Genomic DNA, 18,333 nt, shown 5'->3' with positions numbered 1-18,333 from the left:
CCCCCTAGTACGAGAAGGCCATCGGCCGGTCGGCGTCGCTGTCATTGCCGCCGATCTTCGTGGGCGGGTTGAGGTCGGACTCCGACAGCTCCTGCGGTCCGGCCTTGACGTACTTGACGAGCAGCCGGACCTCGACCCAGGCGAGGATCGCGTACAGCGCGGTGAAGACGGCCATCGAGGTGATCACCTCGCCCTGCGAGACGCCGGGGGAGACCGCGTCGGAGGTGCGCAGCACGCCGTAGACGACCCAGGGCTGACGGCCCATCTCGGTGAAGATCCAGCCCCAGGAGCTGGCAATCAGCGGGAAGCCGAGGGTGACCACGGCGAGCCGCCAGGCCCACTTGGAGAGCCCGTCCCCGAGCGCCTTGTCCTTGGTGAGCGCGAGGTGCGGTACCTCGTCGTCCCCCGTCCGCAGCCGTTGCGAGAGCCAGAACTTCTTGCGGGTGAGCCAGAGGCCGGCCACGCCGAGGGCGAAGGAGGCCATACCGAAGCCGATCATCCAGCGGAAGCCCCAGTAGGCGACCGGGATGTTGGGCCGGTAGTCCCCGGGCCCGTACTTCTCCTGCTCGGCCTTGTTCACGTCGTTGATGCCGGGCACGTACGAGGAGAAGTCGTCGTGGGCGAGGAACGAGAGCAGGCCGGGTATCTCCACCTCCACGGTGTTGTGCCCCTTGGACACGTCCCCGTAGGCGAAGACCGAGAAGGGCGCGGGTGCCTGCCCGTCCCACAGCGCCTCGGCCGAGGCCATCTTCATCGGCTGCTGCTGGAACATCACCTTGCCCAGCAGGTCACCGCTGACGGCGGTGAGCAGGCCGGACACGACCAGCGTCACCAGGCCGAGGCGGAGCGAGGTCCGCATGACCTTGACGTGCTTCTTGCGCAGCAGGTGGTACGCGGCGATGCCGACGATGAAGGCGCCGCCCGCGAGGAAGGCCGCCGTGAGGGTGTGGAAGACGACGACCAGGGTGGTGTCCTGCGTCAGCACCTTCCAGAAGTCGGTCAGCTCCGCGCGCCCGGTGGCCTTGTTGATCCGGTAGCCGGTGGGGTGCTGCATCCAGGAGTTGGCCGCGAGGATGAAGTACGCCGACAGGATCGTGCCGATCGAGACCATCCACATGCAGAAGCAGTGGATCTTCTTGGGCAGCTTGTCCCAGCCGAAGATCCACAGGCCGATGAAGGTGGACTCGAAGAAGAACGCGATGAGGGCTTCGAACGCGAGCGGGGCGCCGAAGACATCACCGACGAAGCGTGAGTAGTCGGACCAGTTCATGCCGAACTGGAACTCCTGGACGATGCCGGTGACGACACCCATCGCGATGTTGATCAGGAAGAGCTTGCCCCAGAACTTCGTCGCCTTGAGGTACCGCTCCTTGCCCGTGCGGACCCATGCCGTCTCCAGTCCGGCCACCAGGGCGGCGAGAGAGATCGTCAGGGGCACGAAGAGGAAGTGATAGACGGTCGTGATGCCGAATTGCCATCGCGCCAGGGTCTCTGGCGCCAACGCCAGTTCCACGTCGATGTCTCCTTACGGTCGCCGTTCTCGCCACACCTCCCGCACCTTTTGTCCTACATAAAGAGGGATAAAAAGGGAGGTGCTTGTGAACGCGTTCACATTCACAAGCAATTATCGCCCATGGCTTTCCGCCCGGCGGATCGGGGGGTACGTGACCGTGGTCACGCGGTATTCCGTGGTGCGGAAAACCCCGGTAAGGCCTACCGAACGGCCGCCGGACGGGCTGTTAGTGAACGTGTACACGCCGTTTTTCGTCGGCCCCTCTTCCGCCGACCTTCAACATATTGTTGAATTTGACGCCATGCAGATACGCATCTCATGGCCCGCAGGTCACCTGACCGCCACCCTGGAGGACACGCCGACCACCACCGCCCTGGAGGCCGCGCTCCCGCTCGCCTCCACCGCGCGCACCTGGGGCGAGGAGGTCTACTTCGCCACTCCCGTCTCCCCCGCGCTGGAGCCCGGCGCCCAGCAGGTCGTCGAGCCGGGCACGGTCGCGTTCTGGACCGACGGCGACGCGCTGGCCCTGCCGTACGGCCCGACGCCCATCTCCCGCGGGGACGAGTCCCGGCTCGCCTCCCCCTGCAACATCCTCGGCCGCGTCGACGGCGACCCGCGCCGCCTCGCCACCGTCCGCGACGGCGACCCCGTCCGGGTGGAGCGCGCCTGACGCCTCCATAGGCGCGTAAGGCTGCATCCAAGAAAAACGGCGGGGTGGCCGCGGCCCACAAGGACCGCGGCCACCCCGCCGCACTCACGCCTGCCGGTCACAGCTCCTTGCGGAACGCCTCGGCCGTCTGCAGGAAGATGTCGTTGCCCTCGGTCTCGCCGATCGAGACCCGCACGCCCTCGCCGGGGAACGGCCGCACCACGGCGCCCGCCTGTTCGCACGCCCGCGCGAAGTCCACGGTGCGCTCCCCCAGCCGCAGCCACACGAAGTTGGCCTGCGACTCCGGCACGGTCCAGCCCTGATCGGTCAGCACCTTGGCGACCCGGGTCCGCTCGGCCACCAGCGCGTCGACCCGCTCCAGCAGCGCGTCCTCGCTGCGCAGCGACGCGACCGCCGCGTCCTGCGCGAGCTGGCTCACGCCGAAGGGCACCGCCGTCTTGCGCAGCGCCGCCGCGACCGGCTCGTGCGCCACCGCGAAGCCCACCCGCAGCCCGGCGAGCCCGTACGCCTTGGAGAAGGTGCGCAGCACGCAGACGTTCGGGCGGTCGCGGTAGAGCTCGATGCCGTCCGGCACGTCGGCGTCGCGGATGAACTCGCGGTACGCCTCGTCCAGCACGATCAGTACGTCCGAGGGCACCGCGTCCAGGAAGCGCTCCAGCTCGGCGCGGCGCACCACGGTGCCGGTGGGGTTGTTCGGGTTGCACACGAAGATCAGCCGGGTCCGCTCGGTGACGGCCGCGAGCATCGCGTCGAGGTCGTGCACCTCGTTGTCGTCCAACGGGACCTGCACGGAGGTGGCGCCGGAGATCTGGGTGATGATCGGGTACGCCTCGAAGGAGCGCCAGGCGTAGATCACCTCGTCGCCCGGCCCGGCCGTCGCCTGGATCAGCTGCTGGGCCACGCCCACCGAGCCGGTGCCGGTCGCCAGGTGCTCGGCCGGCACCCCGAACCGCTCCGACAGCTCCGCCATCAGCCCGGTGCAGGCCATGTCCGGGTACCGGTTGAAGGCGCCGGCGGCGGCCACCGCGGTCTCCAGCACGCCGGGCAGCGGCGGGTAGGGGTTCTCGTTGGAGGACAGCTTGTACGCCACCGGGCCGTCCGCGGCGGCCGGCTTCCCGGGCTTGTAGGTGGGGACGCCGTCCAGCGCCGCACGCAGCTTCGGGGTCTTCTCGCTCACCGCAGGTCCTCCTCGACCGTCCCGCTCGTCACCAATACTGCACACCTTATGAGGATTGAGCCGTGCGGCGTAGGGCCCTGCGTCCTCCGGCCCCCTCCGGAGCGCGTACGGGCATGCGCATGTCTATACCGGCGCCATGCCCCAGCTCAGGGCGCAGGGGCTTTGCGGAGCGCCTCCCCCTGTGTCACGCGCCGGTGGCTCGCGCCGTGGCGCGCATCACCCGTGAAGGTGACTTGAGACCTCTTCGATACCTGGCGCAATCTGTAGGTCAAGCCCGACGATCTCCGGGCAGAACCACGTCCTGACCTCCAACGTCCTGGCTTTCCAAGGAGGTTGACGGCCTTTCGGCATGCAGAAACGTGCCTTTCGCCTGCGCATAAGGGAGCCCCGCGATGGCCCCCTCCGAGCCCTACTATCGGCTCGCCATGACAGCAGCAGGGAAGCACCAGGTGAGCCGGTCGACCGGACGCCGGTTGGGGCGGGCAGGCATCCGGGACGTGGCCGCCGCAGCCGGTGTCTCCATCACGACTGTCTCCGACGCGCTCAACGGCAAGGGCCGGCTTCCGGACGCCACCCGTCGCCACGTCCGCGAGGTCGCCGACCGGTTGGGCTACCGCCCGTCCGCCGCCGCCCGCACGCTCCGTACCGGCAAGTCCGGCCTGATCGGGCTGACCGTCACCACGTACGGGGATGAACCTTTCACCTTCACCGAGTTCGCGTACTTCGCAGAGATGGCGCGCGCCGCCACCTCTGCCGCGCTGGCCCGTGGCTACGCCCTGGTCATCCTCCCCGCGACCTCCCGCCACGACGTCTGGTCCAACGTCGCGCTGGACGGCACGGTCGTCATCGACCCGGCCGACGGCGATCCCGTCGTCACCGAGCTCGTCCGGCACGGCATCCCCGTCGTCTCCGACGGCCGCCCCGGTGGCACCCTCCCCGTCACCGGCTGGGTCGACAACGACCACGAGGCAGCCGTCATGGGGCTTCTGGAGCACCTCGCCGACGCCGGCGCCCGCCGCATCGGCCTCCTCACGGGCACCACCACCGACACCTACACCCGCCTGTCCACCACCGCGTACCTCCGCTGGTGCGAGCGGGTCGGCCAGGACCCGGTGTACGAGTCCTACCCGGCGCACGACCCGTGCGCGGGCGCCGTCGCCGCCGACCGGCTGCTGGCCCGTCCGGACCGCCCGGACGCCGTCTACGGCCTCTTCGACCCCAACGGCACCGACCTGCTCGCCGCCGCCCGCCGGTACGGCCTCCGGGTCCCCGACGATCTCCTGCTGGTGTGCTGCAGCGAGTCCACGGTCTACGCCACGACCGAACCCCCCATCACGACCCTCTCGCTCAAACCCCGGCGCATCGGCACCGCCGTCGTCCAGCTGCTCATCGACGCCATCGAAGGGCTCGACAGCGGGCGCCCGGTCGAGCAGGTAATACCGACCGACCTGATCGTGCGCACCTCGTCTCAACGAAGGTCCCCACGTACGACGGTCAGCCCACCGCGCAGCCCGTCCGGCGACTGAGCGTTCCGCCGGACGGCCACGGCCGCGCAGGGAAAAAGAGGGCGAAGCCGGGAGAAAATAGCAGGGAACGCCGGGCTCCGAACGATTGACCACCCCCGGGTGCGTCACAACCTGCGAGCGGCGTTCCTATGATGGGCGCACGACACCACGGACCGCCGTCGACCAGGCAAGGTCCGCGAGGTGCACGGCGGCGCGACGGTGGAGGGGTCGATGACTCAGGGGGCCGGTCTGGGACCCATGGTGCGGACCATGGCAGCACAACCTCCTGCGCCCGTTCCTCCTGGAACTCCCGGGGCCGCACCGGACGGTCGTGCGCAGGACGCGTACGCCGCCGATGGCGCGTACGTACCGCAGGAGGGATACGTCCCTCAGGCCCTTCCGGACGGCTACGGCCCGGGGACGACCGGCCAGGTCCTCCAGGACGTGCCCGCTCCCCAGGAGCGCCTCAACCCGGAGGTCCGCGTGCGGACCAGGGCCCGGCCGTACGCGCGCCTCACGTACGGCACCGGCCCGCAGGCCACGCTGCCGCAGGACGAGCTGCCCGCCGACTACACCCCCACGGAGCGCGACATCCCCGTCGTCGGCCCGGACGGCACCCCGACCGCGTACACGGACACGCTCGTCGACCACCCCGCCGTCGACCTCCAGCAGGTCGGCGAGGGCGAGGCCGGCGGCCCGCTGTACGTCGTCGGCGACGTGCACGGTTACTACGACGAGCTGCGCGAGGCGCTGTTCGCCGAGGGGCTGATCGACGCCGAGGGCCACTGGGCGGCGGGCAACACCCGGCTGTGGTTCCTCGGCGACTTCACCGACCGCGGCCCCGACGGCATCGGCGTCATCGACCTGGTCATGCAGCTGTCCGCCGAGGCCGCCGCGGCCGGCGGCTACTGCAAGGCCCTCATGGGCAACCACGAACTGCTGCTCCTCGGCGCCAAGCGGTTCGGTGACACCCCCGTGCAGTCCGGCGCCGGCACCGCCTCCTTCCAGGCTGCCTGGCTGCTCAACGGCGGCCAGAAGACCGACATGGACCGCCTCCAGGACCACCACCTGCAGTGGATGGCCCGGCTGGACGCCGTCACACAGGAGGACGGCCACCTCCTCGTGCACTCGGACACCACGGCGTACCTCGACTACGGCGACTCCATCGAGGCCGTCAACGACGCCGTCCACGAGGTCCTCACCCGCAGCGACGCCAACGAGGTCTGGGACCTCTTCCGCAAGCTCACCAAGCGCTTCGCCTTCCGCGACGAGTCCGGGCCGCAGGCCGTGCGCGAACTGCTCGCCACGTACGGCGGCGAGCGCATCGTCCACGGCCACAGCCCCATTCCGTACCTCCTCGGCGAGGTCGGCACCGAGGACGGCGAGGGTGAGGACCCGGCCGTCGAAGAGCCGCATGTGTACGCCGACGGGCTGGCGGTCGCCATGGACGGTGGCGTCACAATGGCCGGAAAGCTGCTCGTCGTTCAACTCCCCCTGACTGTCTGACCCGTATCGGGGCAGGGGTACCACAGGCCGGCGGCGGGGCGTGCCGGGCGGCCGGGGGCTTGTCACGGGCGGAGCGAATTTCCGAAATCCTCTGTCACGCCGTGCTGGAGGCGCTCTACCATCGGTCTATCCGTAGCAGGCTCTCCTCCGTTTCCCGCCAACTGCCCGGCCCACGCCGGCCCGTACGGCCCTACGGAGCATCGGGGGATGCACATGAACAGCGCTCCGCACCTGCTGAACGAGGACCGCGAGGAATTCCGGCGGGCCCTCGACGAGGCTCTGCGCACCGCGGCCGACCGCCCGGATTTCGCCGCGACGGGCATGCGCCTCAACACCGAGCAGCTGCGCACCATGGCGCTCAGCGCCACGACTGCCATCGCCGCGTGCGCGACGGCCGAGTACCAGCATTACGTCGCGCTCCGCGCGGAGTTGCGCGCGCCCGCCTCCGCGCGCCCGGCCACGTCCGGTACCGAACCGAGTGAGGGCGGAGGTGACGGCGCGGGCGGTACTGGCGTCGGCTTCGCCACGGTGGGCGAGGTCGCCGAGGCCACCGGTGCCGGACTGGCCGCCATGGTCACGGTCCTCGCGCCCGTCCTGGCCGGCATCGCCGCGGTCCTCTTCCTCCTCATCGGCTACGTCCTGCACACCGTCAGCCCCGACGAGCCCCTGGCCCAGCCGTTGATCAGCGTCGGCTGGGTCTTCGCGGCCCTGACCGCGGCGACGATCCTCATCGCGATGGGCGGCCTGGTGATCACCGCCCTCCGCAACGGCGCCACGTCCCTGCGCGCCTCCCAACCCACAGAGCTGGCCCAGGAGGTCGAACGGGCAAAGGCCCGTTGGCTCCAGGCCCTACAGGAACGAGGCCTGAACCCCTTCCTCCTGGAAGCCCTGGCGGCCCCGGAGTCGCCTCCGGAGCCGGACATCCGTAAACGGGAGAAGGGCGCGACGGTCCCCGCGAGCACGGTGGCACCCGCCGAACCGACGGTCACGGACAGCCCGGCCACCGTCCAGGAACACACACCGGACCCGGCCGGCACGAGCGAGGCGACCGGCCGGGCAGAGCCGGCCGGGCCCGCCTCCGGAGAAGGACAGTCGTCTCCGCCTCCCGAAGCCGCCGGACGATACGTAGCGCACCGCACCCCGGACAGCGGCCGGATGCCCACCCTGGGCTACACCCACCCCCGCTTCTCGGGCCCCGAGGACGACCACCGCACCGCCACCCGCCCCCGCTTCACCAGCCCGGACTTCACCAGCCCCGACTACGGCGGCCCGGACCACCAGCCGGAGTGATCCCGCCATGACGAGGAGGCCCCGGGGATTCCCGGGGCCTCCTCGTCATGCGTTCAGGTCGTGCCGGCGGTCAGTCCGCGATCGGCAAGTACACCCTGTTGCCCGCTGCCGCGAATTCCTTGGACTTCTCGGCCATGCCGGCCTCGGGGTCCACGGACAGGTCGCCGCCGTGTTCGCGGCGGATGTCCTGGGAGATCTTCATGGAGCAGAACTTCGGGCCGCACATGGAGCAGAAGTGGGCCGTCTTGGCCGGTTCGGCCGGGAGCGTCTCGTCGTGGAAGGCGCGGGCCGTGTCCGGGTCGAGGGCCAGGTTGAACTGGTCCTCCCAGCGGAACTCGAAGCGGGCGTCGGAGAGGGCGTCGTCCCACTCCTGGGCGCCCGGGTGGCCCTTGGCCAGGTCGGCCGCGTGGGCCGCGATCTTGTACGTGATGACGCCGGTCTTCACGTCGTCGCGGTCCGGCAGGCCCAGGTGCTCCTTGGGCGTGACGTAGCAGAGCATCGCCGTGCCCCACCAGGCGATCATCGCGGCGCCGATGCCCGAGGTGATGTGGTCGTAGGCGGGAGCGATGTCGGTGGTGAGGGGGCCCAGGGTGTAGAAGGGCGCTTCCTCGCAGATCTCCTGCTGGAGGTCGATGTTCTCCTTGATCTTGTGCATCGGGACGTGGCCCGGGCCCTCGATCATGGTCTGTACGCCGTGCGCCTTGGCGATCGTGTTCAGCTCGCCGAGGGTCTTCAGCTCCGCGAACTGCGCCTCGTCGTTGGCGTCGGCGATGGAGCCCGGGCGCAGCCCGTCACCGAGGGAGAAGGTGACGTCGTAGGAGGCGAGGATGTCGCAGAGCTCTTCGAAGTTCTCGTAGAGGAAGGACTCCTTGTGGTGCGCCAGACACCACGCCGCCATGATCGAGCCGCCGCGGGAGACGATGCCGGTCTTGCGGCGGGCGGTGAGCGGGACGTACCGCAGGAGCACGCCGGCGTGGACCGTCATGTAGTCGACGCCCTGCTCGGCCTGCTCGATGACGGTGTCCTTGTAGATCTCCCAGGTGAGCTCCTCGGCCTTGCCGTCGACCTTCTCCAGGGCCTGGTAGAGGGGGACGGTGCCGATGGGGACGGGGGAGTTCCGCAGTACCCACTCGCGGGTGGTGTGGATGTTGCGGCCGGTGGAGAGGTCCATGACCGTGTCGGCGCCCCAGCGGGTCGCCCAGGTCATCTTCTCCACCTCCTCCTCGATGGAGGAGGTCACCGCGGAGTTGCCGATGTTGGCGTTGACCTTCACCAAGAAGTTCTTGCCGATGATCATCGGCTCGATCTCCGGGTGGTTGACGTTGGCCGGCAGTACCGCGCGGCCCGCCGCGATTTCGTCCCGCACGAATTCGGGGCTGCAGTTCTCGCGGACCGCGACGTACTCCATCTCCGCGGTGATCTCGCCGCGCTGCGCGTACGCGAGCTGGGTGACGGCGCCGTCCCGGCCGCGGCGCGGCTGCCGGGGCCGGCCCGGGAACACCGCGTCGAGGTTCTTCAGGCCGCCACGCGGCGAGGTGTGCTTGAGGCCGTCGTCCTCCGGACGCATCGGCCGGCCCGCGTACTCCTCGGTGTCGCCGCGGGCGATGATCCAGTTCTCCCGCAGCGGCGCGAGGCCACGGCGGACGTCGGTTTCGATGTTGGGGTCGGTGTACGGCCCTGACGTGTCGTAAAGCGTCACGTGCTCGCCGTTGGTGAGGTGCACTCGCCGGACCGGGACCTGGAGGTCGGGGCGCGATCCGGAGATGTAGCCCTTGTGCCAGCCGATCTGCTCGGTGGCAGCCTGAGCTTCCGCGCCCTGGCCGTTTTCAGGCGTGCGTGCATCCTGCAGAGTCATTGAGACCCACTCCCTACGCCGGCATTACCCGGTAACAGGTTCGGCGGTCGACGCAGCTCTTTCCGTGTCGGTGTTTCACGTGAAACACCGCTGGTACGGAATCAGCGCCCTCTCAGCCCGGTGCTCCGAGCTCCCGCGATTGCAAAGGTGCCACCACGGTAGCGGCCGATGCCGCGTGGTGAACAGGGGGCCCGGTGAGTTGTTGGATGATCGGGCGGTGACCCGCAACGAGCCCGAGCCCCAGCCGCAGCCGCACACTCATCCGCCTACGCATGGCCACAGTCATGGCCACGGACCCGCCGCACCCGTCTCCCGCCACCTGCGCAAGGTCATCGCCGCGGTACTGATCCCCTTCGCCCTGGCGGTGGGCGTCGGGCTGATCGCCCTCTGGCCCGGCGGCGCACCCGCGCACAAGCCGACGGGGGTCGGCTTCGACCAGGAGACCCAGTCCGCGCGGGTCGTCCGGCTGACGAAGGTGGACTGCGCGGACGTCAACGCGCAGCAACAGCAGCAGATGCAGCAGCAACAGCCGCCGACGGGACCCGGCGGCGGCACGCAGCAGAAGGCGCAGAGCTGCGAGCAGGCCACCATCGAGGTCACCACCGGCAAGGACACGGGGCACCGCTTCAAGACCGTGGTGACGCCGGACGCCTCGCGCCGCTACACCGAGGGCCAGGACGTCGTGGTGGCGTACGCGCCCAAGGCGCCCCGGGACCTGCAGTACTCGGTCACCGACGTGGACCGCACCTTCCCGATGTGGGTGCTGGCCGCGGTGTTCGCGCTGGCGGTGGTGGTGGTCGGGCGGCTGCGCGGGGTACTGGCACTGGTCGCGCTGGCGGCGAGCTTCGCCGTCCTCACCGTCTTCATCCTGCCGGCCATCCTGCAAGGCTCGAATCCATTGCTGGTGGCGGTGGTCGGAGGCAGCGCGATCATGCTCATCGCGCTGTACATGTGCCACGGTCTGACGGCCCGTACGTCGGTCGCGGTGCTCGGCACGCTGGCGTCACTGCTGCTGATCGGGCTGCTGGGATCGGTGTTCACCGACTGGGCTCAGCTGACGGGCAACACGGACGACCAGACGGGACTGGTGCACAGCCTCTACCCGGGCATCGAGATCCGCGGTCTGCTGCTGGCGGGGATCATCATCGGGTCGCTGGGCGTCCTGGACGATGTGACCGTGACCCAGACGGCGGCCGTGTGGGAGCTTCGGGACGCCGATCCGACGGCGAGCCGGCGGCAGATCTACGGGGCGGCGATGCGGATCGGGCGGGACCACATCGCGTCGGTGGTGAACACGCTGGTACTGGCGTACGCGGGCGCCGCGCTCCCGCTGCTCCTGCTGTTCTCCATCGCCCGCAGCGGTTTCGGTACGGTCGCCGGCAGCGAGATGGTGGCCGAGGAGATCATCCGGACGCTCGTGGGCAGTATCGGGCTCGTCGTGTCCGTACCGCTGACCACGCTGCTGGCGGTACTGGTGGTCTCCGCCGACCGCGGCGACCGGAGCGGTCCGCAGACGGAGCACGGCCGGGCGGCCGGTCCGGGGCCCGGGCAGCCGGGCAGCAGGCGCGGTGGACGGGGCCGCCGCCGCAAGCGCTGACCGGGCCGGACCGGCGGTCAGCCCGCCCGTTGCGCGTTCGCGAAGATCCGGTCCAGCTCCGCGTCGAGGGTGCCGCAGATCTGTTCCTGGCCGAGCGGCACCAGCCGGTCCGTACGGTCCAGGAAGGCGACCAGCGGAGCCGCGCCGACGCGGAAAAGGGCCTGCTCGGAGCCCACCTGGAGACTGACGAAGACATCACTGAGGTGCGCGCCCGAGGCCGGCTCCACGTGAATGTCCCCTTCACCGGCCGGCCGACTCAGGCCGTCCAGGAGGAGCTCCCGGCTGAACGCCCAGGTCACCGGGGCATCGCCCGGGAGATCGAACGTGAAGCGCACGGCATAGGGATCGGCACTGTCGAAATCGAGCTCCACCGGAATCCGGAAGGCGAGTTCTTCGGAGACGATGAAGCTCATCATCACTTCTGCCTGCACTGTTTGGCTCATCAACCACTGCCCCGCACTACTTGATCGAAGTGGCCGGTAATGATCCGCCGACCGCTATTGACGCCATCGTCGACCAGTTGCCGACAGATCACAAGGAGTAATTTTTCAGATACTGATAGAGAAGGCCAGCGTCATAAGGGTCGACTCCGCCATCCTCTGCACCTTTTCGGTAACAGCCGGCAGTCTCTCCGCCTCACCTGCGGGGAGAGAAATCGCCACGGTCGCCGCCACCGAACCGACCTGAATGGGAATTGCCGCACAGACCGTACCGACGGCATATTCCTCGCGTTCGACGGCGAGTTGGGCCTTACGCACCGTGTTCAACCGGTGCAGCAGATCACCCTCCGTCCGTACGGAATGGGGCGTGAGCGACTGCACTTGGTGCCGGGAAAGATGATCTTTCCGCCGCTCCTCGTCGAGTTGGGCCAGCAGGCACTGGCCTATCGCGTGCGCGTGAGCAGTCGTACGGAAGTCCGCCCATTCCTCGACCGGCGGCCGCTCCGGATCGTCGCTCACCGCGACCACCTCCACCTCGCCCGCGCGGTACACCGCGAAGTACAGCGCGGCGCCCACTTCTTGGCCCATCGCCGACAGCGCCTGCGCGATCCGGGAGTAACGCCGGCGGCGCGCCCCGGACCGGCCGATGAGCTCGGCCGCCTCGCCGAGGAGGAACACACCGTTCTCGCGCTGGAGATATCCCTCGTGGGTCAGGGTGCGCAGCAGGTGGTACGTGGTCGGGAGTGGATAACCGGTCTCCCTGGCCAGCTGTTTGGCGGGCGCGCCACGCGGGTGGGCGGCCACCGCTTCGAGGAGGCGCAGCGCCCGCTGGACGGAGCCGATCAGCGTCGGGGAAGTCGTGGATGCGTCGTTCGCCGTGGCCAAGACCAACCCCCAGGACAGGTCGCCGGGGTACCGACCCCGGGCTCGGGCCCCGCGCCCGTGCCGCGTGCGCTTTCCGGACACCGTCCGTGCCGCCCGGACCGGCCGGACATTCCGGAACGCCGGCATCCGGAAGATGCCCCGCGTCGGCACTCTAACGTGAGCGCTGCGCACGGCAGGTCGATTAGCTTGCGAATTACCTCAGGCGGCGCATTTCTTGACTTAGCCGGAAGCCCACCCGCCGCGAGCGCCCCGGACACCAGTTCGTAAGGGCAAACCCACGCGCAGGGACAGCGGTACGGACCACAGAACGAACAAAGGGCGCCCCGATACCCCCTGTTGGGGAACGGGACGCCCGGCGATTCACCGCGGTATCACCACTGGCGCGGTATCACCGCTCGCTGTGCGATGAACTCGCAGCTCACCGAGTGAAAGCTAGGACGACGATCCGGTGAACCTGCGGACGAGGTAAACCACACCGGCGATCAGTGCCACCGCCAGCAGGATCTTGAAGAGCAGCCCGACGAGGAAGCCCACCACGCTGCCGATCAGTCCCCCGAAGACGACCAGCAGGATGACGGGCACCGCGACCCACTTCACCCACCACGGGAGTCCCGCGAAAATCTCCTTCACGGCCATTGCTCTGCCCTGCTTTCTGGTCGTCGCCCGGTACTCGCCCGGCCCGCCCGGCTCCTGTCCGATCCCGCCCTGCACCATCGATGCTAGGGCGCCGCCCGGCCGCATTGGGGCCCCGCGGCCCCGGCTGTCCCCTGAGCCTTCCCCTACGGGTACGGAAGGCCCGCCTCGGCTGCCGGGAGGAGGCCGCCGGGCCCGCCGGCTCAGCCCTCCGGCGGCGAGAAGATCACCATGACCCGCAGATCCTCGGTGATGTGGTGGAACTTGTGCGGCACCCCGGCCGGTACGTACACCACGCTGCCCCGCGCGACCTGCGTCGTCTCCATCCCCACAGTGATCGACGCGCGCCCGCTCACCACCAGGTACACCTCGTCCTGCTGGTGCGGCGCCTGCGGATCGCTGCTGCCGGCGTCCAGTGCGTACAGCCCGGCCGACATGTTCCGCTCCCGCAGGAACTGCAGATACGCGCCGTCGTTGGCGGCCCGTTCCGCCTCCAGCTCCTCCAGCCTGAACGCCTTCATCACCCGCGCACCCCTCACTGCCGCCGTCGTGTCTGCGACGATCCCACCATGAAGAATTTTCTGGTCAAGACGCTCGCCAACGCCGCGGCACTCGCCGTGGCCACCTGGCTGCTCAGCGACATCACGCTGACCGGCACCAGCACCGGCAACAAGGTCTGGACGCTGATCCTGGTCGCGCTGATCTTCGGTGTGGTCAACGTCATCGTGAAGCCCGTGGTGAAGCTGCTGTCGTTCCCGCTCTTCATCCTCACCCTGGGCCTGATCACGCTCGTGATCAACGCCCTGATGCTGATGCTGACGTCCTGGCTGGCGGGGAAGGTCGACCTCGCGTTCCACGTCGACGGCTTCTGGACCGCGGTACTGGGCGGCCTGATCGTCTCGATCGTCTCCTGGGCGCTGCACGTGATCCTGCCGGACAAGGACTGACCGCGCCGGCACGATCGTTCTCCGTCCGGTTGCTGCGGGCGCTTGCCCCGGCAACCGTGACGCACGCCACGGCCGTTCTCGGTGCGGATGTTCCCGACCCGTACTACGGCGGCGTGGCAGGCTTCGAGGACCGGCCGGCCATGGCCGAGGTCGCCTGCGAGGGCCTGCTCGCGGTCGTCCGGGCCGGGCCGACCGGGCCCGGAGACGCACGACGAGGAGGCGGGGACGAGCCCATGACAGGCGACGACGCGCACAGCACCGGCGACAGCACCCGGGCCGTACGGGCCGGCCTTCCCGAGGCCGAGGCGTACCACCCGACCCTCCCGGGGCCGGTCTTCGCGGCCCACTACCACCTGCCGGGCGACGCCACCGGGCCGTACACCTACGGCCGCGAGTCCAACCCGACCTGGACCCTCCTCGAAGAGGCGATCTCGGAGTTGGAGTCGCCCGGCGAGCCTGCCCACGCCTCGGTCTTCGCCTCCGGAATGGCCGCGATCTCCGCCGTCCTCTTCTCCCAGGTCCGCACCGGCGACGTGGTCGTTCTGCCGAACGACTGCTACCAGCTCATGCCCGCCGTCCGGGAGCGCCTGGAGAGCTACGGCGTCGAGGTCCGCACCGCCCCCACCGCCGGGGATGCCCAGCTCGACGTGCTGGACGGCGCCCGGCTGCTGTGGATCGAGACGCCCTCCAATCCGGGTCTGGACGTCTGCGACATCCGCCGGCTCGCCACGGCCGCGCACGCCCAGGGCACCCTGGTCGCCGTCGACAACACCCTCGCCACGCCGCTCGGCCAGCGCCCGCTCGACCTCGGCGCCGACTTCTCCGTGGCCAGCGGTACGAAGGCGCTGACCGGCCACGGCGATGTCCTGCTCGGGTACGTCACCACCCGCGACCAGGCGCTCACTGACTCCGTCCGGCAGTGGCGCAAGACCGTCGGCGCGATCCCCGGGCCGATGGAGGCGTGGCTCGCGCACCGGTCGCTGGCCACGCTGGCGTTGCGCGTCGAGCGGCAGGCGGCGGGCGCGCTGGCGCTGGCCGAGGCGCTGCGCGACCGCGCGGAGGTCACCGGGCTGCGCCACCCGGGGCTGCCGACCGACCCCGCGCACGTGGGCGCGGTGGCCCAGATGCGCCCCGGACGCTTCGGCTGCGTCGTCTCCTTCGTCCTGCCGGACAAGGCGCACGCGGAACGTTTTCTGGCCGAACTGACGCTGGTGGACGACGCGACGAGTTTTGGCGGGGTACGGTCGACGGCCGAGCGGCGTGGACGCTGGGGCGGCGACGCCGTACCGGACGGGTTCGTCCGCTTCTCCGTCGGCGTCGAGGACCCGGAGGACCTGGTCGCGGACGTACTCCGGGCGCTGGACAAGGCGTTGGACGGGGCCACGCGCGGAGCTAGTACCGCCTGATACCGCTCCGGCCGGCGGTCCCGTCGGGCCGGTACCGGCCGTACGCACAGCAGACGGTCCGAGCCTCCCCCCTCTTGGCTCGGACCGCCCTCGGTTCAATGCGCAACGAACCGCACAATCAAGGCTAGTTGACTCAGCGTCAGTGTCCAATCACGCTAGCGACACAGCCCTATCGACAAATTTATAGTGGCCCCGCGAGCAGGCATTCCAGAAGAAGGGGGTATGGATGGATCTGGCGCTGTTGCGCACCTTCGTCACTGTGCACCGGGCCGGCTCCTTCACCCGCGCCGCCGCCCTCCTCGGACTCTCCCAGCCCGCGGTGACCAGTCAGATACGGTCACTGGAGCGCCAGCTCGGCCGCCCGCTGTTCCTGCGCAGGCCGCGCGGGGTCATCGCCACCACCGTCGGCGACGAACTCGCCCACAAGATCGCCCCGCATCTCGACGCCCTCACCGAGATCACCGAAGCCGGGCTCGACGAGGAATCCGTCACCCGCACCCTCCATCTCGCCGGGCCCCCGGAATTCGCCGCCGAACGCGCCCTCCCGGCCCTCGCCCCGCTCATCGACCGGGGCCTCGCCGTCCGTACCTCCTTCGGGTCCGCCGAGGAGCTGCTCAGCGGGCTCGCCGCCGGCCACCACGATCTCGCCGTCACCACCGCCCGGCCGCGCGGCGGGCTGCTCACCGCGACCCCGCTGTGCGACGAGGAGCACGTTCTGGTCGCCGCGCCCCGCTGGGCGGACCGGCTCGGCGGCCCGGCCGGCCTCCAGGACCGCGGCCCGCAGGCCCTCGATTCCGTACCGGTGGTCGAGGTCCACGAAAGCCTGCCGCTGGTCACCCGCTACTGGTCCGCCGTCTTCGACACCCGACCCACGGCCCCCGCCGCCGTGATAGCCGCCGACCTGCGTGCGGTCCTGGCCTGTGCGGCGGCCGGTGCCGGGCTCGCCGTCGTACCGCGCTACCTCGCCGCACCGGCGCTCGACCGCGGTGAGGTGGTCTCGCTGCTGGACCCACCGGTGCCGCCGCTGCGCACATACTTCCTCGTCGTCCGCACCGGGACGCTCGCCCTGCCGCACATCGCCCGCGCGCACGAGTGGCTGCTGCGGGCCGCGGCGGCCTGGTGACCGACGGCGGGTAGAGCTACCGCACTGGTGAACGGCATGGAGGGGTTCGTTCCGGCGCTGACCGGGGCGTATCCGGCACGCCCGCGACCGGATGTCACGCGCCCCGCAAGACGCGGGTTTCACCAGCCGTCGAAAGCGGCATCTGTCCCCTATGACCGTACGGCCAGTCGTCAAACGCACCGCTCGCGCGATCCTGCTCGACGGTGACGACCTCATCCTGATCAAGCGCACCAAGCCGGGACGGAACCCGTACTGGATCACGCCGGGCGGCGGCGTGGAGCCCGAGGACGCCACCGTGATCGATGCCCTCCACCGGGAGGTGGACGAGGAGCTGGGCGCCAAGGTCAAGGACGTCGTACCGGTCTTCGTCGACACGGTCGAGCACGTCACGGACGGCGGCGTGGACGGCGTGAAGGTGCAGCACTTCTTCGTCTGCCGACTCGACTCCATGGACCTGACTCGGCGGCACGGCCCCGAGGTGGAGGAGCCGTGCGGGGAGTACGAGATCGTGCGGGTGCCATTCACCCGCGTCGGGATCGCCTCCGTCGAGGTCGTACCGCTCTCGCTGCGGCATTACCTCGACGCCAACATCGAAGGCGTCCGGGCGCTGCACGCACCCGATCTGGGCTGACGGCCTGCCCCGCGCGAACCGTCCGTTTCACGTGAAACATCCGCGTCCACGTCGTGCCGCTTCCGGCTGTTTCACGTGAAACACGACATGTTTCACGTGAAACAGGGGTCGACTGCCGGGCTAGCCGAACCAGCCGCGGAACTCGCCGGGGTCCGCCGGTGCCCGCTGCTGCACGAGCGCCAGTACTCGCTCCGCCTCCTCCTGGAACGAGGAGGGGTCGGGAGTGCGAGGACGAGCCGGCGCCGGTGCTGCCGGTGCCTCTTCCCGACGCCGGTAGGGGGCCCGCTCGGCCGCCTCGGCCGCCGCGCCGAAGAAGTCGCCGCCCTTGCGCTTCATGTCGTCCGTGCCCCAGGCGCGGTCGCCGCGCTCCTGCCGGGGGACCTTCTGCAGGTGGGGTATGTGCTTGGCGCAGTGGATGTACGCCTCCTCCACCTCGACCGCCACCCACAGCTGTGCGCGCCGCCCGGGCACCGGGTCGACCGGCAGATCGGGGTGGCGCACCCGCATCTCCTCGTCCGGGACGACCCAGGCCCGCCCGTTCACATGCAGGCCGATCCGGTCGCGCAGGAAGTCCACGAAGAGGATGCCCAGCCGTGGGTTCTCGGAGAGGTTGCCGAGCGAGGCCAGCACGCCGTTACCGCGGTACTCGGGGTAGATCAGGGTGCGCTCGTCCAGCACACGTACGAAGCCGGGCGGCCCGGCCCGGAAGGTCGAGTCGCACTCGCCGTTCCCGTCCGCGGTCGCCAGGAAGAACATCTCCTGACGGCCGACGAACTCCCGCATGCGCGAGTTGAGGTGGTCCAGGACCTGGTCGCGGTAGAAGCGGTCGGCGCGATCGGTCGTTCCCATCTGCTGCTGCACGAGGTGCTCACCGTCGCTGCCGGGCCGCTCGGCCGGCTCCTCGACGGCCCAGCTCGGCACGGGCCGCGCGGCCGGCTGCTCGTACGCCTGCGAAGCCGGACCGGACCGCTCGTGCGGGTGGGCAGTCGAGCCGGGCCGCTCGTGCGTGGGAGCAGCCGGGGCGGCCGGCTCGTAGGTGTAGACGTCCGGGTACTCGCTCGCGTACCGGTCCGGGTACTGGACCGCGTACTCGTCCGGATACGGACCCGCAGGCTCGCGCGAGTAACCCCAGCGGCTGCTGTCTTCGGTGCTCAA

General features: G+C 70.0%; 17 protein-coding genes. 9 read left to right on the top strand and 8 right to left on the bottom strand.

What is annotated here, in order from left to right:
• Positions 1 to 4 precede the first annotated feature (4 nt).
• Complete coding sequence (locus IF04_RS0120520) at positions 5 to 1,513, bottom strand: cytochrome ubiquinol oxidase subunit I (protein ID WP_030259624.1); 1,509 nt, start codon at positions 1,511 to 1,513, stop codon at positions 5 to 7.
• Positions 1,514 to 1,814: 301 nt separating this feature from the next.
• Between IF04_RS0120520 and IF04_RS0120515 the strand changes: the two genes are divergently transcribed.
• Complete coding sequence (locus IF04_RS0120515; protein ID WP_030259620.1) at positions 1,815 to 2,183, top strand: cyclophilin-like fold protein; 369 nt, start codon at positions 1,815 to 1,817, stop codon at positions 2,181 to 2,183.
• 97 nt (positions 2,184 to 2,280) lie between these two features.
• On the opposite strand, the gene hisC is transcribed toward IF04_RS0120515, so the two are convergent.
• Entirely contained in the window at positions 2,281 to 3,360 is a 1,080-nt protein-coding gene (gene hisC / locus IF04_RS0120510) for a histidinol-phosphate transaminase (RefSeq protein WP_030259616.1), read from the bottom strand.
• Positions 3,361 to 3,785: 425 nt separating this feature from the next.
• On the opposite strand from hisC, the gene IF04_RS0120505 reads away from it, so the two are divergent.
• The 3 genes from IF04_RS0120505 to IF04_RS0120495 all read left to right on the top strand — a co-directional run bounded on the left by IF04_RS0120505 (position 3,786) and on the right by IF04_RS0120495 (position 7,661).
• Complete coding sequence (locus IF04_RS0120505; protein WP_030259614.1) at positions 3,786 to 4,886, top strand: LacI family DNA-binding transcriptional regulator; 1,101 nt, start codon at positions 3,786 to 3,788, stop codon at positions 4,884 to 4,886.
• A 249-nt stretch (positions 4,887 to 5,135) separates the two neighbouring features.
• A complete protein-coding gene (locus IF04_RS0120500) occupies positions 5,136 to 6,371 on the top strand; it encodes a metallophosphoesterase (protein ID WP_245654447.1) in 1,236 nt (411 codons plus the stop codon).
• A gap of 207 nt (positions 6,372 to 6,578) precedes the next feature.
• A complete protein-coding gene (locus IF04_RS0120495; RefSeq protein ID WP_030259610.1) occupies positions 6,579 to 7,661 on the top strand; it encodes a hypothetical protein in 1,083 nt (360 codons plus the stop codon).
• A 70-nt stretch (positions 7,662 to 7,731) separates the two neighbouring features.
• Here IF04_RS0120495 and thiC read toward each other — a convergent pair whose 3' ends face one another.
• Positions 7,732 to 9,516: a phosphomethylpyrimidine synthase ThiC gene (gene thiC, locus IF04_RS0120490; RefSeq protein ID WP_030259606.1), complete on the bottom strand. Its 1,785-nt coding sequence runs from the start codon at positions 9,514 to 9,516 to the stop codon at positions 7,732 to 7,734.
• A 217-nt stretch (positions 9,517 to 9,733) separates the two neighbouring features.
• On the opposite strand from thiC, the gene IF04_RS0120485 reads away from it, so the two are divergent.
• Positions 9,734 to 11,113 (top strand): YibE/F family protein, encoded by a 1,380-nt coding sequence (locus tag IF04_RS0120485; RefSeq protein WP_030259603.1) that lies wholly within the window; start codon positions 9,734 to 9,736, stop codon positions 11,111 to 11,113.
• A 17-nt stretch (positions 11,114 to 11,130) separates the two neighbouring features.
• Here the strand turns inward: IF04_RS0120485 and IF04_RS0120480 are convergent, their stop codons facing one another.
• The 4 genes from IF04_RS0120480 to IF04_RS0120465 all read right to left on the bottom strand — a co-directional run bounded on the left by IF04_RS0120480 (position 11,131) and on the right by IF04_RS0120465 (position 13,592).
• Positions 11,131 to 11,556: an SsgA family sporulation/cell division regulator gene (locus IF04_RS0120480; RefSeq protein WP_030259600.1), complete on the bottom strand. Its 426-nt coding sequence runs from the start codon at positions 11,554 to 11,556 to the stop codon at positions 11,131 to 11,133.
• Positions 11,557 to 11,661: 105 nt separating this feature from the next.
• Positions 11,662 to 12,438: an IclR family transcriptional regulator gene (locus tag IF04_RS0120475; RefSeq protein WP_030259597.1), complete on the bottom strand. Its 777-nt coding sequence runs from the start codon at positions 12,436 to 12,438 to the stop codon at positions 11,662 to 11,664.
• 432 nt (positions 12,439 to 12,870) lie between these two features.
• Entirely contained in the window at positions 12,871 to 13,074 is a 204-nt protein-coding gene (locus IF04_RS0120470) for a DUF5326 family protein (RefSeq protein ID WP_030259594.1), read from the bottom strand.
• Positions 13,075 to 13,274: 200 nt separating this feature from the next.
• A complete protein-coding gene (locus IF04_RS0120465) occupies positions 13,275 to 13,592 on the bottom strand; it encodes a cupin domain-containing protein (protein WP_030259591.1) in 318 nt (105 codons plus the stop codon).
• Positions 13,593 to 13,640: 48 nt separating this feature from the next.
• Between IF04_RS0120465 and IF04_RS0120460 the strand changes: the two genes are divergently transcribed.
• The 4 genes from IF04_RS0120460 to IF04_RS0120445 all read left to right on the top strand — a co-directional run bounded on the left by IF04_RS0120460 (position 13,641) and on the right by IF04_RS0120445 (position 17,178).
• Entirely contained in the window at positions 13,641 to 14,018 is a 378-nt protein-coding gene (locus IF04_RS0120460) for a phage holin family protein (RefSeq protein WP_030259589.1), read from the top strand.
• A 233-nt stretch (positions 14,019 to 14,251) separates the two neighbouring features.
• Entirely contained in the window at positions 14,252 to 15,424 is a 1,173-nt protein-coding gene (locus tag IF04_RS0120455; RefSeq protein ID WP_030259586.1) for a cystathionine gamma-lyase, read from the top strand.
• A gap of 226 nt (positions 15,425 to 15,650) precedes the next feature.
• Entirely contained in the window at positions 15,651 to 16,547 is an 897-nt protein-coding gene (locus IF04_RS0120450) for a LysR family transcriptional regulator (RefSeq protein WP_030259558.1), read from the top strand.
• A gap of 151 nt (positions 16,548 to 16,698) precedes the next feature.
• Entirely contained in the window at positions 16,699 to 17,178 is a 480-nt protein-coding gene (locus tag IF04_RS0120445; protein WP_030259556.1) for an NUDIX domain-containing protein, read from the top strand.
• Positions 17,179 to 17,298: 120 nt separating this feature from the next.
• On the opposite strand, the gene IF04_RS0120440 is transcribed toward IF04_RS0120445, so the two are convergent.
• Entirely contained in the window at positions 17,299 to 18,027 is a 729-nt protein-coding gene (locus IF04_RS0120440; protein ID WP_051831442.1) for a pyridoxamine 5'-phosphate oxidase family protein, read from the bottom strand.
• Positions 18,028 to 18,333: the final 306 nt, after the last annotated feature.

Origin of the sequence: Streptomyces violens (assembly GCF_000717745.1) — a bacterium.
GTDB lineage: Bacteria > Actinomycetota > Actinomycetes > Streptomycetales > Streptomycetaceae > Streptomyces > Streptomyces violens.
The sequence above is the reverse complement of the archived record's forward strand: the minus strand, read 5'-3'. Positions and strand labels throughout refer to the sequence as shown.

Excerpts from the sequence above, each read along its gene's own strand:
- IF04_RS0120515 (WP_030259620.1), top strand. The coding sequence starts at position 1,815 with ATGCAGATACGCATCTCATGGCCCGCAGGTCACCTGACCGCCACCCTG.
- IF04_RS0120450 (WP_030259558.1), top strand. The coding sequence starts at position 15,651 with ATGGATCTGGCGCTGTTGCGCACCTTCGTCACTGTGCACCGGGCCGGC.
- thiC (WP_030259606.1), bottom strand. The coding sequence starts at position 9,516 with ATGACTCTGCAGGATGCACGCACGCCTGAAAACGGCCAGGGCGCGGAA.
- IF04_RS0120455 (WP_030259586.1), top strand. The coding sequence starts at position 14,252 with ATGACAGGCGACGACGCGCACAGCACCGGCGACAGCACCCGGGCCGTA.
- IF04_RS0120505 (WP_030259614.1), top strand. The coding sequence starts at position 3,786 with ATGACAGCAGCAGGGAAGCACCAGGTGAGCCGGTCGACCGGACGCCGG.
- IF04_RS0120480 (WP_030259600.1), bottom strand. The coding sequence starts at position 11,556 with ATGAGCCAAACAGTGCAGGCAGAAGTGATGATGAGCTTCATCGTCTCC.
- IF04_RS0120500 (WP_245654447.1), top strand. The coding sequence starts at position 5,136 with ATGGCAGCACAACCTCCTGCGCCCGTTCCTCCTGGAACTCCCGGGGCC.
- IF04_RS0120495 (WP_030259610.1), top strand. The coding sequence starts at position 6,579 with ATGCACATGAACAGCGCTCCGCACCTGCTGAACGAGGACCGCGAGGAA.
- IF04_RS0120470 (WP_030259594.1), bottom strand. The coding sequence starts at position 13,074 with ATGGCCGTGAAGGAGATTTTCGCGGGACTCCCGTGGTGGGTGAAGTGG.
- IF04_RS0120465 (WP_030259591.1), bottom strand. The coding sequence starts at position 13,592 with ATGAAGGCGTTCAGGCTGGAGGAGCTGGAGGCGGAACGGGCCGCCAAC.
- IF04_RS0120440 (WP_051831442.1), bottom strand. The coding sequence starts at position 18,027 with ATGGGAACGACCGATCGCGCCGACCGCTTCTACCGCGACCAGGTCCTG.
- IF04_RS0120445 (WP_030259556.1), top strand. The coding sequence starts at position 16,699 with ATGACCGTACGGCCAGTCGTCAAACGCACCGCTCGCGCGATCCTGCTC.
- IF04_RS0120460 (WP_030259589.1), top strand. The coding sequence starts at position 13,641 with ATGAAGAATTTTCTGGTCAAGACGCTCGCCAACGCCGCGGCACTCGCC.